At 41.6% G+C, this 16,758-nt stretch carries 11 protein-coding genes; 4 read left to right on the top strand and 7 right to left on the bottom strand.

The features are described 5' to 3' along the window. Positions 1–341 precede the first annotated feature (341 nt). The 6 genes from nrdD to MsAm2_RS01175 all read right to left on the bottom strand — a co-directional run bounded on the left by nrdD (position 342) and on the right by MsAm2_RS01175 (position 9,672). Positions 342–2,663 carry an anaerobic ribonucleoside-triphosphate reductase gene (gene nrdD, locus MsAm2_RS01200; RefSeq protein WP_338098006.1) on the bottom strand — a complete coding sequence of 774 codons (2,322 nt, stop codon included), beginning with the start codon at positions 2,661–2,663 and terminating at the stop codon, positions 342–344. A 148-nt stretch (positions 2,664–2,811) separates the two neighbouring features. Next, positions 2,812–3,075 (bottom strand): glutaredoxin family protein, encoded by a 264-nt coding sequence (locus MsAm2_RS01195; RefSeq protein ID WP_338098005.1) that lies wholly within the window; start codon positions 3,073–3,075, stop codon positions 2,812–2,814. 602 nt (positions 3,076–3,677) lie between these two features. Further along, complete coding sequence (gene twy1, locus MsAm2_RS01190) at positions 3,678–4,649, bottom strand: 4-demethylwyosine synthase TYW1 (protein ID WP_338098004.1); 972 nt, start codon at positions 4,647–4,649, stop codon at positions 3,678–3,680. Positions 4,650–4,786: 137 nt separating this feature from the next. Continuing rightward, a complete protein-coding gene (locus MsAm2_RS01185) occupies positions 4,787–5,953 on the bottom strand; it encodes a chromosome segregation ATPase (RefSeq protein ID WP_338098003.1) in 1,167 nt (388 codons plus the stop codon). 545 nt (positions 5,954–6,498) lie between these two features. Further along, a complete protein-coding gene (locus MsAm2_RS01180; protein WP_338098002.1) occupies positions 6,499–7,464 on the bottom strand; it encodes a tyrosine--tRNA ligase in 966 nt (321 codons plus the stop codon). 621 nt (positions 7,465–8,085) lie between these two features. Next, complete coding sequence (locus MsAm2_RS01175; RefSeq protein ID WP_338098001.1) at positions 8,086–9,672, bottom strand: NosD domain-containing protein; 1,587 nt, start codon at positions 9,670–9,672, stop codon at positions 8,086–8,088. Positions 9,673–9,992: 320 nt separating this feature from the next. Here MsAm2_RS01175 and MsAm2_RS01170 point away from each other — a divergent pair, with 320 nt between their 5' ends. Continuing rightward, the gene (locus tag MsAm2_RS01170) at positions 9,993–11,294 is read left to right on the top strand and encodes a mechanosensitive ion channel family protein (protein WP_338098000.1); all 1,302 of its coding nucleotides are present in this window, start codon (positions 9,993–9,995) and stop codon (positions 11,292–11,294) included. Between the two features lie 236 nt (positions 11,295–11,530). Here MsAm2_RS01170 and MsAm2_RS01165 read toward each other — a convergent pair whose 3' ends face one another. Beyond that, positions 11,531–12,853: a hypothetical protein gene (locus MsAm2_RS01165; RefSeq protein ID WP_338097999.1), complete on the bottom strand. Its 1,323-nt coding sequence runs from the start codon at positions 12,851–12,853 to the stop codon at positions 11,531–11,533. Between the two features lie 226 nt (positions 12,854–13,079). Between MsAm2_RS01165 and MsAm2_RS01160 the strand changes: the two genes are divergently transcribed. The 3 genes from MsAm2_RS01160 to MsAm2_RS01150 all read left to right on the top strand — a co-directional run bounded on the left by MsAm2_RS01160 (position 13,080) and on the right by MsAm2_RS01150 (position 16,738). Beyond that, positions 13,080–15,647 carry an immunoglobulin domain-containing protein gene (locus MsAm2_RS01160; RefSeq protein WP_338097998.1) on the top strand — a complete coding sequence of 856 codons (2,568 nt, stop codon included), beginning with the start codon at positions 13,080–13,082 and terminating at the stop codon, positions 15,645–15,647. Positions 15,648–16,088: 441 nt separating this feature from the next. Further along, positions 16,089–16,424 carry a hypothetical protein gene (locus MsAm2_RS01155; RefSeq protein WP_338097997.1) on the top strand — a complete coding sequence of 112 codons (336 nt, stop codon included), beginning with the start codon at positions 16,089–16,091 and terminating at the stop codon, positions 16,422–16,424. Next, positions 16,421–16,738, top strand: a complete 318-nt coding sequence (locus MsAm2_RS01150; protein WP_338097996.1) for a type II toxin-antitoxin system RelE family toxin — start codon at positions 16,421–16,423, stop codon at positions 16,736–16,738. Before MsAm2_RS01155 ends, MsAm2_RS01150 begins: the two co-directional genes overlap by 4 nt. Positions 16,739–16,758: the final 20 nt, after the last annotated feature.

The following is a 16,758-nucleotide window of genomic DNA, read 5'->3' as shown; positions in this document are numbered from 1 at the left end:
CTATTAGTCAATAAAATGCACATTTAGTATTTATAAATTATGGACCCTCTAAAAATTTATAATTTATAATTTATTTCCTATTTGTCAAAATATAATTTTTAAAAAAAGAAACATGAAAAAATAAAAATTGGAAGGGAAAGAGAAAAAGTGTGGCTAATATAAAAAAGAGTTTTAGGGCCGCAGTCTAAGACCCCAAACTCTTTTCCTTCCTGTTTTTCGTACTTTGGCCGGCTCGTTTTTCGTTTTAATTTGCCGGTTTTTTGTATTCGTTTTTTTATTGAGACAATTTTTATGAGACAATTTTTATTGAGACGATTTTTATTGAGATGATTTTGTTTTTTTCAGACTTTCATGTTTTTCGGGTCGACCCTGGTTCTGTCGACCAATTCTTGTTTTTTGCCGGCATTCCAGCCGTTTACGGATTGGAGGTATCCGGTAATTCTGGACAAGTGATCGATGTTTCCCGAACCGCATTTCGGGCAGCATTCTTTGATGCCTGAGGAAACATAACCTTCGTCTTTACACACGGTGATGTCACGGGTAAACGCAAAGTAGCCGGTGTGAGTGTTTTTGGCAATATACATCGCCATTTCCTGCAAGCCCTTCGGGTCCGGATTTCCCTCCCCCAGCCAAATGTGGAGAATATTTCCACCGTCCACAATCGGGAAGAACGTTTGCTCGTAATTAATCCGGTCGATGATGGAAATGTCGGCAATCGGTGGCATGTGGGTCCCATTGGTGTAATACACCGGGAGGTCCTTTCCGCTCCGGTTGGCCAACTCTTTTTTCGCCAATTCCACATCACCGTTCATGTTGTTTTCCGCAAACGCCGCATATTCCGGATGGAGCAAATCGGAAACCGCAAAACGCTGTGCCGTTGTTTCGGCCGGCGTTCGGGCAAGCGCAATTTCAATTCCATTTTCCCGGGACAGCTTTTGAGCGTACATTTTCATCTCGTACATGACACGGACAGCGAATTTGTAGGAATCTTTCGATTCATAAATCGATTGACCGGTGTGATACTGAACCATTTCGTTAATACCGACGACCCCAATCGTGTAGACCAAGCTGTCAAAATCAACGGCAATTGCTCCTAATTTTCCGGTGTTTGGGTCCTTTGGTGTCATCGACGCAAACGGAATCCGGTTGCATTCCAAAAGATGGTCCATCCATTTCTTTTTGACCCGGAACACTTCCACCGATTTTGCCATCAAGTATTTGAGTTCCTCAAAAAGCTTGGCATCGTCATGGCCGGCTTTGTAGGCCGCCCGCGGACAGTTGAGGGACATGACCATCCAAGAGCCCATTGAGAAGTGTTTTCCGTCCCGGAAATAGAGTTTGTCATCAAATTCGCTGTCATCGGTCGGGTTGGCGGAAAATTGATATGCACAGCACTGGTAGCAGCTGATGCCTTCCCCAGCACCGCGATATTCCGGAATCTGGTTATCGAAATACGGCGTTCCGAATTTGGCCGCCAACTCAAATGTCAAACCGTAAAGCGCGTCGTATGACAAAACATCCGGATTCGCCTTGTTAAATTCCACATCTTCTTCCATGAAATCCGGCTCGATGGAAATTTCCGGTTTTGGAAAGCTGAACGGTTTTCCCCAGGCATCGCCTTTAAGCATAACCACCATCAACGCCCGGAAAGCCTTTCGCACTTCTTTTTCGAGTTCACCGTATTTCCAGACTTTGGTTCCGTGCATGCCGTCCCACACTTTTCCCATGGCGACGACCGGCTTGTCTTTCCAGAGTTTGGGGACGCCCGGAGACAATTGGACGGATGAGAAGACCGTCTGGCCGCCACGGGCACACATCATTTGCATCATTTCGTAAACGAACATCTGCATAAGTTGTTCGAGTTCTTTGTCGGTTTTGCCGACGAAGTAGGGGGCGAGGAAGGCCAGGAAATTGTAGAATCCTTGTCCACCGGCAAAGTTGGTTTGGGCGGAGCCCATGACTTTGACCGCATGCAAAATGGCAACTTCGGCATTCATGGCGGGTCCGGCCACGCTGGACTGAACGCCGACGCCATCCGGCATCAACCCGTAGTAGAAGAAATACCGAAGGTCCCAGTCTTGGCAGAAGGGGCGGGTTCCGAAATATTCCAAGTCATGAATATGGAAATCGCCGTTTAAGTGAAGGTCGGCCAAATTTCCCGGCATAAGCAACAGGTTTTGTTCTTTGGACATTTTGTCGGCTTTCTTTTTGTGAGAAGTTTCGGCGTTGTCCAATTGGTTGGCGTTGTCGTGGGATTCGAATCCGAGACCGGTGTCGATTTCGCAGGAGTCGTAAACAGACGCGCCGACACGGGTCATCACATTGCGCCATTCGGTGTGGCCGCGCTCAAGAAGAACACAATTGACGATTTCGCGGACAAGCGGACCGGATAAGAATTTTAAATTCATTTTCCGGATGCGGGCTTCAGCATCTTTTGAAATTTCCACGGCTTCTTCGCGGCTGATTCCGGAAACTCCATAAAAACGTTCGGCAAGGGGCGTTTCTTTCATCAATTGCTTGACAATTTCATTTCGGTCCCAATCCAGCATGAATCCGCCGGTTGTCCGGACTTTGGGCATGGTGGAAATGGTGTTCCCATCCAATGTTTGCTGGACTTGCTTTGAAATTCCTTTCTCGGCACTGTTGTTTAAGTCGATTGACATTTGAATCCTCTTTTTATTGGTGTGTGATGAATTAAGTGATAATAATAAATGATAAGTGATTACATGATTAAGGAGTGATAAGTGACAGAGATAGGTGATTAAGGGGTGATAAGTGACAGAATGATAGTGTATAGGATGAAATGTGGGATTATAGGGCTAATGAAATCAAAGGTTGGATTTGAGCTTCGTTGACGGTGCTTCCGGCAAAGATATCTTTATAGGTCAGGAATTTGGTTCCGATTTGAAGAACCGGGGCCACGTTGGTAAAAACATTGTTCATGGCGAGTTCCGTTAAAGCGTCCGGGGTTCCCATATCCATTTCATCAAAAGGAACATTTTTCTCACTCAGGTATTTCTTAAGGACTTTGCATTTCGGACAGACATCTGTCGTATAAACGATTACTTTTGCCATTCTTATTCTCCTGATTTTTGTAATGAAACCGCCCGGCTGAATTGATTTGTGAAGATCCGGTTTTTATTTTGATTAGAGGGAGACGATCTTTGGTTTTTGATTTTTCGAATTTTATTATTTGTTATCAAATTTTGCAAGGGGGATTGATCCTGAAAATTCTGAAATTTGAGGATTGCCCTTGAAAATTTTGAAATTTATCAAGTTGCCGGTTTCATCGGACAAATATTTGCTACATAAGGTAAACACAGTAATCGGTTTGTCGTTTAATAAGCTTTTTTCGAATCATCTTTGTATCCAAACTAAAAACCACGATGCGCCTCCACCCCGGGATTGAATACAAACTTTGAAGAGAGTATATATACTTCGATCCGTATACTTGAAGAGTATATTGATAAACAACTTGGTCTAAAACTCTATTGATAACTATTCCGAATAGAAATAAATTTATATTTAGACAGTTTTGTATTTAAAAAAATTTATTGTACAAAACAGGATATATTTTATTAAAATTAAATTTTAAAATTTGTTGAAAGAAAAGAAAGAAAAGGAGAATAAATCTTGAAAAAAGAGAAAGAAAAAAGAAATCCGGTTTGACCCTGTTTTCATTTGACCGGTGATGTTTTTCCGGTTTTGGACAAGACGACCACCCGGCTGGATTCCGATTCTCCGGCATACAAATATCCGGCATGCCATGCGATTTCGTTTGCAAAATTCCGGATTTCTTCCTGCTCCAACATATTGGCACGCGCAAGCCTCAGCCGTGAAAATCCGACATGCATGTAGGATTTCACTTCTACAAAATCGGGGTCGGCCCGCCGGATGAGTTGAGAAAATTGTTCGGCGTTTGCCACACTGTAATTATAATCGCGGACCACCGTAATTCGAATGGCGGTTCGAACCCCGTTTTTCTTTTTTTCTTTCAAAACATCTAAGGATTCCATCACTTTTTCCCAAAGCATCGGAGATTTCGGACGGCAGATTTGTTCATACATTTCCTCGCCGGTCGCATCCAAACTCATGTACAACTGCGTCGGAAAAATACGGCGCAGCATGTCCGGGCGGGTGCCGTTGGTGACAACAAAAGTGGTCATTTCATTTTTTTCAAATTCCCGAATCAATTCCGGCAGATGCGGATAAAATGTCGGCTCCCCCGACAAAGAAATCGCAACATTGGACGGAGTTTTGGCTTCTTCATAATTTTTAGAAAGGGCATTGGGAGACCCGCCAAATCCGGTAATTAATTTTCTTTGAGCTTGGAGGCATCCTGAGACGATTTGTTCCGGCGAGTCCCATTCATCCGGCGCAGGTACAGAAATTTCAGTCGGCCGCCAGCAAAAAACACATTCCTGGTTGCAAAGAAGAGTCGGCGTCATTTGAAGACACCGGTGAGAAATGACGCCGTAAAAAGAAGATTTATAACAAACCCCGTTTCCATTCATGGAATTTTTAAGCCAGGTACAGGTTTTAACCGCGGAATGGCGGCCGGCTTTGGCATATCCTTGCCGGCGCATGAGTTCGTCCATGGAAATGTCTTCCAAAGAATAGCCGAATTGGATTTTTTCGGGAGGATCCATTTTTTCACCAAAAAATAAAATCATGAAACGTTTTGTCAAAAAATAAAAAAGGCGGAAAAATTAAAAATTAAAAATTAAACAATCCCATAACCAATAACATCACCTAATAACATCAAACAATAAACATCACCCAATCATCAAACAATCAGATATTTATTTGCGCCGGCGCCTTTTGTTGCTTCCACCCCGATAATTCCGGCAATTTCGAGTCCTTCCCCGCCAAGGTTGGCCAATTTGGAATACAACTCTTCTTTTGAAATATATTTTTCACTTCGGGTACCGTCTTCCATTTGGATTTTGATGGAGATTTCATTCTTAATCGGACTTTTTCGGAGGCATTCGTGAACGATGGCGCCATATTGTCCGGCAATCACTTTCATGCAGTCAAACGTGTAATTGTTGGCGATCGCATCGTCTTCGTCAATAAAAATTTCTTTGAGTTCGAAGGACGCGACGTTCTTTTTGATGTAATTGGTAATTTTTTCCGGGATTTTTTGAAGCTCAGTGTCTTCAATCAGTGCCGATAAATCGGTGTCGGCCGTAATATCTTGACCATCATCGAAAATTGAGAAACTGCCATTTTTTCGGATGATTTTCACGATTTTCTTTTTGTTTTCCAAATCCAGTGAAAAGTTGTACGGGTCATCATATTGGATGTTTAAAACGGTGTAGTCCGACAAGCTGCTGATGCGTGGCTTGTTTTCTTTGACAAAAATCCCGGTTTTGGCCATGTGCGGCACGTTTAATTTTCCCATTAATTTTTGAACCGTCAACCGTTCGTCATTGAAATGAAGCAGATAATTGTATTGAAGGCCGGACACATATCCAAAAAGCATGCCGGTCAAAGCGTTTTGTTCTTGGGAAATCACATACGCGCGCTTTGCGCCGTAAACACTTGACACCAAAAACGGACTCAGAATTTTAATGATTTCAATTTCCTTGGATTTGATGAAGGCATTCGATTCTTTTTTGATTTGATTGGTTTCAAATTCCAAGGATTCGCGCGCATTTTTAATGCTTTTGTCACACACTTCAATGATTTCGGCGATGCACGGTTTTAAAATCACAAATTCTTCGCTTCCTTCTTTGAGCGGTAACGCATGAATTAAATCTTCACGGAATTTGCTGAGGACAACCCATTTTCGATTCAAGTCAGCAATGTCCTCTTTGTCTCGGTCTTTTCTTTCAATGATAGCATTTTCAAGAGGCAGAACCTTTCCCAAACATTCAATGTAATTCTTTAAATCTTGAATGAAATCTCTTTGAACCGGAAGCTCTGTTCCGTCCTGATATGTATAAATCATAAAAACACCTGAATCATTGCGATATTGATAATTGATGGATAAATGAAAGTTCATTTACAAATTTTGAGAAACCTATAATCATTTATGGGATATAACAATTCCTTCAAAGGTTTTATCTTTTATTAATTTTGTCAATCTCTTTCTTTTACTCTTTTTTACCTTTCTCTTCTTTTTCTCTTTCTTTTTCTCTTCGTTTTTTTTTACTTTTTTTGTCTTTTGTCTTTTGTTTTTACTTTTTTCCGTACGAATTCATTTTTCTATCAATTGTCATCGGCCTGTCATCAACCCTGTCATCAAATTGAGTGACATTTCTAAAAAAAACGTCCCTCGATTTTGTTAGATCAAATCATAAATGGCTGCCATAACGCGCGCGGGGCGGAAAATGCACAAAAACGCAAACAAACCAAAATTAAAAAAGCAAAAAACAGAAAAAGAAGAAAAATAAACTGATTTTTCAAAAAAAGAGTCCGAAATTGTGACAAATTCTTCAATTCAAATTAATATCGATTTCCGATTTGTTACAATTTTATGTGACGTTTTTTTGATTACATCAAGACGGCTCGGACCGGATCTAAAATTTCATTGAGGTATTTGACGGCGGCGCCTTTGAGGTCCATCGGGTGAATTTTTTCAGCGGCGAATGCTTCTTTGAGTTCGTCAAACGAATGGTAAGTGCTGTTTCCGCCAAACTTTTCAGGTTTTTCAATGACAATTTTTTCATAGCGCGGACAGATGTGGTACTTGAAAAGTTCCAAAATCGGATTTTGTTCCACATCTCCTTGTTTGCAGTAAGCTTTTTTCAATTTCTTTTCAATGTCTTCGGCGCTGTCATCGATGGAAATAAAATTATCATTGGAGGAAGACATTTTGTTTCCATCAAATCCTAAAAGAATCGGCGTGTGAATGCAAATGGGTGTTTTAAATCCCAAATCTTTGAGGTGCTCGCGCGCAAGCATATGAATTTTCCGCTGATCGGTTCCACCGACCGCGATATCAATATCCAAAAGCGCAATGTCAAGAGACTGCATAATCGGGTAAATCAATTGAGAAACCATCGGGTTGTCCATGGCGCGGCCGACTTCATCCATGCTGCGGGTGGCCCGGTTAAGAGTGACGGTTCGCGACATTTGGATCACGTTGAGCATGTATTCATGCCCGAGCTGGTAGTCGGAACCGTAGACGAAACGCGTATTTTCTTCTTGGAGACCCAACGCGATAAAGCAGCGTTTGTTGTAGTCGGCGATTTTTCGAACTTGTTCGAAGGTTCCTTTCTTATTCAGGTAGGCATGGACGTCTGCCAAAAGAATCGTGATCTGGCAGCCGGCTTTTTGAAGGTCCAGAAGTTTGTTGACGGTCAGGACGTGTCCCATATGGATTTTTCCGCTGGGTTCGTAACCTACATAGGCTTTCGGTGCCGGGTTTTTTTTGAAAAGTTCCATCAGTTCTTCTTCAGTGATAATTTCATCAGTATTTCGTCGGATCAGTTCCAGTTTATCAGGATTCAGCGTCATAGAGCCCCACGTCTCATTCATTTTTATTTGTACTTTTAGTTCATTTTCAATATTTCATTTCCATTTGGAATTGAGAAAGACATAACTGTCCGTTAGAATATAAACTTTGCTCAAAATTTGCCGCGGCATTTTGAATTTTTCAAGACGGGGCGGTTGAAAAATAATATAAAAAATACGAAACAACAAATGAAAAATCCAAGCAAAACCACCCGAAAATTCGGACGCGTTCCCGCGTCCGAATTTTTCGGTAAAATACGATTGTGATAAGAAATATGTGAAAACAGACGCAGCAAACAGAAAAATAGTAAACAGACGCAGCAAACAGAAAAATAATAAACGGACGCAGCAAACGGCAAAATAATAAACAGATGCAGCAAACAGCAAAATAATAAACGGACGCAGCAAACGGCAAAATAATAAACAGACGCAGCAAACAGCAAAATAATAAACAGACGCAGCAAACGGTAAAATAGTAAGCAGATGCGGCAATGTTAAAAATTAAAAAGCTGACCCCTCGTTTTGTTGAAAAAATTAAAAAATTGTTGTCTTAATGCGCACGCCGGCGCAGCACAAAAAAAGAAAAAAGAATCGAAAAAAATTCCGATTCCTTCCTATTTATTTTTAAATCAGCGTCCATTCCATGAAGAAGATGAAGAATGAAATGAGCGCGACAGCAACCGCAATCGTTACAAAGAACACGGCGATGTTGACATGCCGGTTGGTTTCGATGTAGTCCAAGATGCCTGATTTTTCCCGGGTGAATTTGCCGAGTTTTTCCAAGACGAAATCCATGAGTTCATCCAGCAAAAGTCCGCCGCCGATGTTTATGAGGGACGCGACAAAAATGGGCGGAATAATCGCGGTCAGGAAACTCAGCAGCCCACCATTCATAGCCGCGTCAACCGTGTCCCCAAGAAGCGTATCGACGACGAGAATTCCGATGAAGAACATGAGAACCATTAAAGCGGAACGGGCACTGAAAATTTCAGACCATTTCGGCGGGTTGAATTCAAACGTCAATTTTTTGTGTTTCGCCGTTTCTCGGACTTTTTGAGAGGTGACGTCAAAGAACGTGTCAAGCAAACTAAGGAAAATCATCAGAATGGCACTCATCACCGATCCGATCACGACGGAGGCGGGGATGATGTAATCGGAAATGACTTCTTCGGTGGATGTGTTGTTATTTTTCAAATGCCGGAATGTATTGCTCACACTGTTTCCGGAAGGAGAGGGGGAACTCGGTGTTCCATTGGTTTGGTTGGTTTGGTTGGATTCGTTTGTATTATTGGATTCATTGGATTCATTGGTGTCTCTCAAAATAATCGGGGAATTACCGCCAGCTGCGTATTTTGTGAGGGGATAGTAATCAATAAACTCAAGAGAGGGGTTTGCAGAATATCTGCTTTCGGAGTAGCCGGTCGGTGTTGCATCCATAAGATCGGAAATTCCAGTCCCGTGAGAATCACTCCAATAATTTCCCGCAATGTACGGACCGCCGACAATGCTGGTTCCGGAAGAAGGCATTTTGTTAAAATAAACATTCGGGAGGGAACTGGACCCGCCAATGTAATCAGAATCTGAAATAAACTTGTTATTGTAAATGTAAGACGAATTATCCGGATTCGCCAGCGGCAGAATAAGAACATAAGAGGAAGGATTTGAAATGACATTATTGTGAACACTTAATTCTGAAAAAGGATTTGTTGAAAGGTCCAAACTTCCATTTGTGATATTCAAACCGGAAAAAACTGCATTTTTCGACATTGAAGAATTGAAATGGATACTTCCGTTCGTTAATTTTGAATTTTGAATGGTTGTCGTCTCTGACTCCATTGAACCTTCAAATTCAATCAAATTTCCAGAACCGGATGTCGAAAGATTGACATTTGAAATAACAATGTCGCCAAAATTACCCGATTGAAAATAAATCCGTCCATCTTCAATGTTGTGGCCGTTTCCATTTAAGGTGACATTCGTTACGTTCATGTTCATCGTGGATATGACAAGAGCATCTTGTAGAGCCGGAGAAAACCCGCCGATTAAATTGAGAGTTAAATTCAAATCCGGCGCGGAAGACTGTGCATTTATGTTAAAACTGGTATTTCCATAATCAAACATAAAGCTCATATTTGCATCCGAAAAAATACGGTCATCATTATCATTCGGATCCAAAACAATCGTATAATTACCCGGACTTGTTTCCGTCATTGAATTAATTGCAAATGCCGTCCCCGTCAAACAAAAAAAACAAAAAATTAACAATTCCGCCGTCCATAAATATTTAAATGCCTTTTGCATATCGTTTCCCCGAAGTTTAATGTGAATTGACCGTTTTTACAAAATCATAATTTTATCTAATGTTTATTATATTTTTTATATAATAGATAAAATAAATGAAAAAGACGATAGGATAATAACCATTCAGGATTATATAGTTTTGTTCGGTTATTGCAAAAAATAAATTAAAAAACGAAAACGAACGGACTTTCAAAAAATGATTGTTTATTTTTACAATTTTATCTGCAAAAATGCGATATTTAAGAGTGACAGGAATTATGGCGGATTATTTACAATACTTTAATTATGACAACATCAACTTTGTTTATGGCTGTCTGTATATTATTTTGGGATTGATTGTATTTTTCGGAATCCGGCGCGTTCGAAAAATGCTGATTCAAAAGGTGTCGGGAACCGAAACGAAATGGGATGACATCTTGTTGGCATCGGTCGGAAAACCGGTGACGATTATCGCTTTTTTAATTCCGACTTATTACGGCATTGTTCATTATCTTTTAACGCCGGAAGGCGTTGAAAAATTCATGAAGACAGAGCTGAACGAAGTCGTCATAGTCCTTGTCAGCGCCTGGTTTTTGTCGGCTCTTGTCCAAAACATCATGGAATTCTATGGCCGAAAAATCATCCAAAGCTCCAAAAACGATATTACCTCCAGGATTTTGGGTCTTTTGGACCTTCTCGCCGAATATATCATTTGGTTCGTCGCGATTTTGGTCATTTTGGAGATTTATAAAGTCAATATTACGCCGCTTTTGGCGGGCGCGGGTGTTCTTGGAATCGCCGTCGCGCTGGCCGCTCAGGACATGCTGGGCAATTTCTTTGGTGGCGCCATGATTTATGCCGACCGCCCGTTTAAAGTCGGCGACCGTGTCAAAATCGGAGAATTCGTCGGCGATGTTCTCGACATCGGTTCCCGCAGCACCCGCATCCGGACGCTGGACTACGAACTGATGACAATTCCGAACTCCACTATTTCGACAAGCATCATCACCAATTACGCGATGCCGGACATCAAATTAAAAGTTCGCCTGCCGTTTTCCGTCGGCTACGGCTCAGATATCGACAAAGTGAAAGAAATCCTCATGGAAGTCGCAACACAAGCCGCCCGGAATTTTGATTACATTTTAGAAGTCCCAACCCCGGAAGTCTTTTTCCTGACATTTGGAGAATCCAGTTTGGATTTGATGGTCACATTTTGGACCAACCGGTTTGACCGGAAATGGGAATCCCGCGACTACATCAATTCCACGGTCTTGCGCCGTTTCCGGGAAGAAGGCATTGAAATTCCATGTCGTCAAAGAGATTTGCGGGTCCTTTTAGAGGACTCCGCTTTTTGCCAAAAAAATCCGGCCGCGCTCAAATCTCAAAAATCGGAAAATTCCGTCACAGATACCTGCGCAACGCCGGAAAATACCAAAAAAAGATATTATGCCGGCATGCAGCGAAAGCATGAAATTCAAAACCCGAACAAAGTGAGCCGGATTGTCGGACCGTACGGAAAAATCGAATATGAAGATGACATTTCATCCGGATAATTGTGTAAACGCCTGCTGTTTTTGTTGAATAAATAGAAAGAGTGAGTGCCGCAACGGGCGCTAACGAGACAGCTCGAAATCTTTGACTTTTCACTGTGTACCGCTGCCGATATCAATCATTTTCCTGATATCAGGAAAATGGTCAGCGATGCTTTGGCTGCTGTTTTCGCAAGCCGGCATTGCGCGGTCAACTAAATTTTATGTCATAGTTCGGACACAAAATAGAACCGATGGAATTAATCATCTTCTAACGTGACGGCCCGGATTTGTCGGAGCCGGTCCATCACTTCTTTTTTATTGTCCGGATTGTCCCAATAAACCGTAACCAGCGTCACTTGTTTGTCGGATAAAATTTCCGCGACAATTTGATAGTAGCCGCCCTTTTCTTCCGGGATTTTTCCGACAAATGCCGCCTTGACTTTTCCATTTTGGATCAAAAATGTTTCCGGCGGCTCAACGGCGCTTTCAAACAAATCTTCGTCAAATTTTTCTTGGGAATGACCGACGAGTGCGGTCATCCTGTAGGTAAACCAATTTTCGGAGGCGTCGTCGTAGTAAATGTGATCTTGCTCGCCTCGTTCTTGGGTGAACAAATAGTGTCCGGGAAATGACAAAAGAAGGTATCCCAGCCGCCAGTGGATCATTTCCCGCCGGAATCCGATTTGAAATTCGGACGTGTAATTCACCGGCGAAAATGTCAATCGTTTCTTTTTATCCATCAGCGCGCAAAGTTCTTTGTACTCCGAAATGGGAATGGGAATGGTTTTGTCGAGTGCTACGGCTTTGTCCAAAAGCGACAGAATTTCTTCGTTGATTTTTTTGTCGTTGTCACTTCTGTCTTTGGGCATAAAGCGGCAGTCTTCCCAAAGATGAGAAACCGCTAAATTCCGATAGAAGAAAGCATCTTTTTTGGGGTTGTTCCAAATGAAAAAATTGTTTGCGAATTCTTCAATGTTTTCGGCCCCCTTTAACATATTTTGAAGGGAAAAGCGTCCCATTGTTGTGACGACGGTTTTGGGAATGTCGGCCGGTTCATAGTTTTTCAGTCCCCAGCCCACAAAAACATTTCCGACAGTATCGCCGCCGGCATCGCTGACCGTATCGCCGCCTTGGAATTGTTCAAAAATTCCTTGCACCAAATTGTCCAGCCACGGATAGAAACATTCCTGCCGCATCCGCTCAAAATCCCGGCGGGAATAATAATCAGCTTCATCTTCAATGGTGATATCCAACTCTGTTTTTTTCAAGAAATCGTCCATCCACTCAATGGCCGCCGCATGAAAGCCGGCGCCGGCAATATTTGTTTGACAATCTCCAATGAGGCAGCCGTCCTCATACCAAAAAAAGATATTGGCCGTTTTAAAGAAATGGACGCTGGCAAAAATTTCGGCGTTTTTGGGATTCTCCCCGGGATTTTCCGTGGAGAGGATGTTTTTCCAATCGGTTTCATCATAAAAATCAACCCCGTGTTTTTTCGCGATTTTTTTCAGAAGGGAAAAATTGTTGAAAACAGATTCCGGGGAACAAGGATTGGATTGGAAATGAAAGCCGATTGTCATAAAAAAGACCTGCGAATTTATTTTTTGCAATATAATTATTATTAAAAAAAATTATATAAATTCTGTTTAATTAAATCAATAAAGTTTATAATTGTTCATGATTGATAAATATAGTGTTCGTAGTTGCTACATTTAAATCATTTGACCCTAAAAAAACATAATCAGATGAACATAATAAAATCAAAAAATTAAAAAAATTAAAAAATCAAAATCGGGGGAATAAGAAATGAATAAGAATAGAGATAAAAATAAAGAAATAAATAAATCAGCAAACCCGCTTTTTATAATTCTCATCGCCTTGGCGATTTTTTTCGTATTTGTCCCAAGCGTGGCATTGGCCGTTTCGGCAGAAGTGACAACCACAGCGCAAGCAAATTCAAATTTAACAAATTGGGCGTCACCGGGTCCGCATGAATTAATCCTTGATGCAAATAATTGGACGGATGATGAAAGCAATCGGATTATCCTTATTCCGGATGAAATAAAAAATTTAAAAATAAGAAGTAACAACGAATCAAAATCTCTGAACCTAAGCATTAAAACAAAATCGGGAAACAATATTGATTTGACAATCCAAGATTTAAACATCGCTCCTCCCACCGGAGAACATGGAATTGACATTGACAGCACAGACGGTTCAACTCTTTTCGTGGAAGGAACAAATAACATTATCGCAAATACCATAGATCCTTACAGTTTAACCGGAATCCATGTCGGCACAGATAAATTTTTGACAATCACCTCCACCGACTCCTTAAATTCTCTTACCGTTTCCGGAGGACAAGGCAGTGCCGGAATCGGCGGACAAGTTGGAACTCTAAGTTTAGACGGAGAAACGGCCGGCACCATTCATATCAATGGCATCGTAAATATTACAGCAGCGGGGGGAGATTTCTATGGCGGCAGCGGCATTGGTGGAGGCGGGGGGCAAGCCGGCTACAGCTATGACGGTGGCAGCGTCTCAAAAATAGTAATATCCGATTCCGCGAAAATTAAAGCGACCGGTGGCGCCGGCGGTGGCGCCGGCTGTGGCGCCGGTATCGGTGGCGGCGGCGGCATGAACGGCGGCAGCCTCACAGAAATTATAATATCCGGCTCAGCACAGATTGATACAACAGGTGGCGGCGGTGGCGGCAGTAGCGGCGGCGGCGGCGGCATCGGCGGCGGTGGCGGTAGCGGCATCGGCGGCGGTGGCGGTAGTATTATCTCAATGACAGTATCGAATTCTGCACAGATTACAGCAACGGGCGGTATCGGCGGCGGCGACGGCGGTATCGGCGGCGGTGGCGGCGGTATCGGCGGCGGCGGCGGCGGTATCGGCGGCGGCGGCGGCGGCAGCGGCGGCACCGCAAGTATAACCATCCAAGGCGGAACCATAAAAGTCACCTCATCCGGAGATTACGCAATTGGCGGTGGAAAAGGTGGCGGCGGGTTAAGACCCGGAAACGACGGAACTTCGAATATTGTCATTGATGGCGGAAGCATTTATGCGACAAGCGAAAATTTGTTTAAAGACGGTACCGTTTTGAAAAACAGTGACGATAAAATTGTATCATATGACCCGATAACAATTGTAGGTTCCAATAATAAAATGATTTATTTGGTCAACAACCAATTGACAACACCGGTTCTCTTTGGTTCTCGAACAGATTCAAGCGGTATCTTGCACCTGTATTCCAACACAACACATTCCAATACAATTGATGTTCTTCAAAATCCAACAGACACAGTTGCTTTTGTTGGCAAGACAGCAACTTTTTCCGTGACGGAAACGCTGCCGGATGGTTTCTCTTTCCAATGGCAGAAAAACAATTCAGGAACTTTTGAAGACATTTCCGGCAAAGTCGAAGCAACCCTTTCAATGACAACGACAAGCGGCGATGCCGGAGAATATAGAGTTGTTGTCAAAAATTCGGATGAAGGAATCGTCGCGTCTTCGGAATCTGCTTCGCTGACCGTTGTTTCAAATCCAACAGACACGATTGCTTTTATTGGAGAACAAGCCACTTTTTCTGTGACAGGAACGCTGCCGACCGTTTTCTCTTTCCAATGGCAGAAAAACAATTCGGGAATTTTTGAAGACATTTCCGGCAAAGACGAAGCAACCCTTTCAATGACAACGACAAGCGGCGATGCCGGAGAATATAGAGTTGTTGTAAATTCGGATGAAGGAATCGTCACGTCTTCGGAATCTGCTTCGCTGATGGTTTTTGAAAATCCGATGGATGTCACGGTTAAAGAACAAGAGACGGCAACCTTTGAAACAACGGATGTCATCGGATTTGATTACCAATGGTTCTATGACGATGGCAGTGGAGTCTTCCAAGAATGGACACCGGATGGAACAGATGCTGGTTTGAGCTTCACGTCAACGCTGGATATGGATGGTTATTTGTTTAAAGTTCAGGTAACCGGTACCGGAATTGAGGATTTTATTGAATCCGATGCCGCAGCTTTGACGGTTAACAAAATCGGTTCAAGCGGCGGGTTTGGCGGTGAAAACGTGAGAATCACCGGAGGCCGAAATGTTTCAAGCGAACCGCCGCAAATCGGAAGTTCAAACGACAGCCAAAATAATCAAAACAATCAAAACAATAACCAAAGCGACAGCCAAACTCCAAACAATAATGTTTCCGGCAACGGAAACGGTTCCGGCAACGGAAACGGTTCCGGCAACGGAAACGGTTCCGGCTTATCCGGCGGAAACACTTGGATTTGGATTGTCGCGGGTGTTTTGGCGGTTCTTCTTGTCGGCGGAATTGCTTATTGGTATTTCGTCTTGAAGAAGAAATGAATATTTGAAAAAAAGAGTTAAAATATGTAAAAAACAAAACCAAAACAAAAAAACGATAATCAAAAAAATGAATCCGGGGATTCATTTTTAAAAACGGAAAAAAATGAAAAAGCCGGCAGGAATGCCGGCTTTTTTTATTGACTTTTTGCAGACAAGTATTTTACAAACGATGTATATGCAATTATATACCGAAATGAAAAAACAAATCAAAACAAATCAAAGCAAATAAAACAAAATCAAAAAATGATCGTCTAAATATAGAAGTTTTGGGATTTCATTTTTAAAAAAGGAAAAATCGACTTTTTATTGATTTATGTTATTAAACATACCTATTAAATTATAGATGAATTTATAGATAAAACTATAGATGAATTTATAGATAAAATTATAGATGAATTTATATGTATTGGAATAATAAGACATTAAAAAGAAGGTGAAAATATGAACATAGAAATTTTTCCAAAAAATTTATCTCAAGCATTTGTTCCGATTTCAGAATTTAACAAAGGCGGTGCAAATAAAATTTTTGAAAATGTAAATGATGTCGGTATGAAATTTGTTTTTAAAAATAATCAGCCAATAGGTGTCATTCTATCCATTGAACAATTTGAAGAAATGAGAGAAATCATTGAAAACCAAGCTCTTTTGATCGAAGCAGAAAGAAGAATACAAAATTCGAAAGGCAAAAAGACAATTACCCACGAAGAAATGCTTTTGGAACTTGGAATTAGTAAAGCAGATCTGGAAGATATGGATGATGTGGAGATTGAAGAATGACTTGGAAAGTTGAATATTTCAAAGAAGCACAAGACGATCTCAAAAAAATGGATAAATCCGTAAAAATCCGAGCCTTAAAAGTCATCGAAAAAGTATCTGAAAATCCGTTGCCACGAGTTGAAGGCGGATATGGAAAGCCTCTTGAAAATTATCAATACACAAAACTTTCCGGTTATTTCAAAATAAGGTCGGGAAAATTCAGAATTGTTTACGGTCTCGTTCGAAAAGAAGAAACAATGAAAATTGTTGTGGTTGCTGTGCGAGACGATGGAACTGTATATGATATCGCAAATAAAAGAATCAATCGTGAATGAATTCATTCACGATTTTGAAA

This window comes from Methanolapillus ohkumae (genome assembly GCF_032594355.1).
Classification (GTDB): domain Archaea; phylum Halobacteriota; class Methanosarcinia; order Methanosarcinales; family Methanosarcinaceae; genus Methanolapillus; species Methanolapillus ohkumae.
The sequence above is the reverse complement of the archived record's forward strand: the minus strand, read 5'-3'. Positions and strand labels throughout refer to the sequence as shown.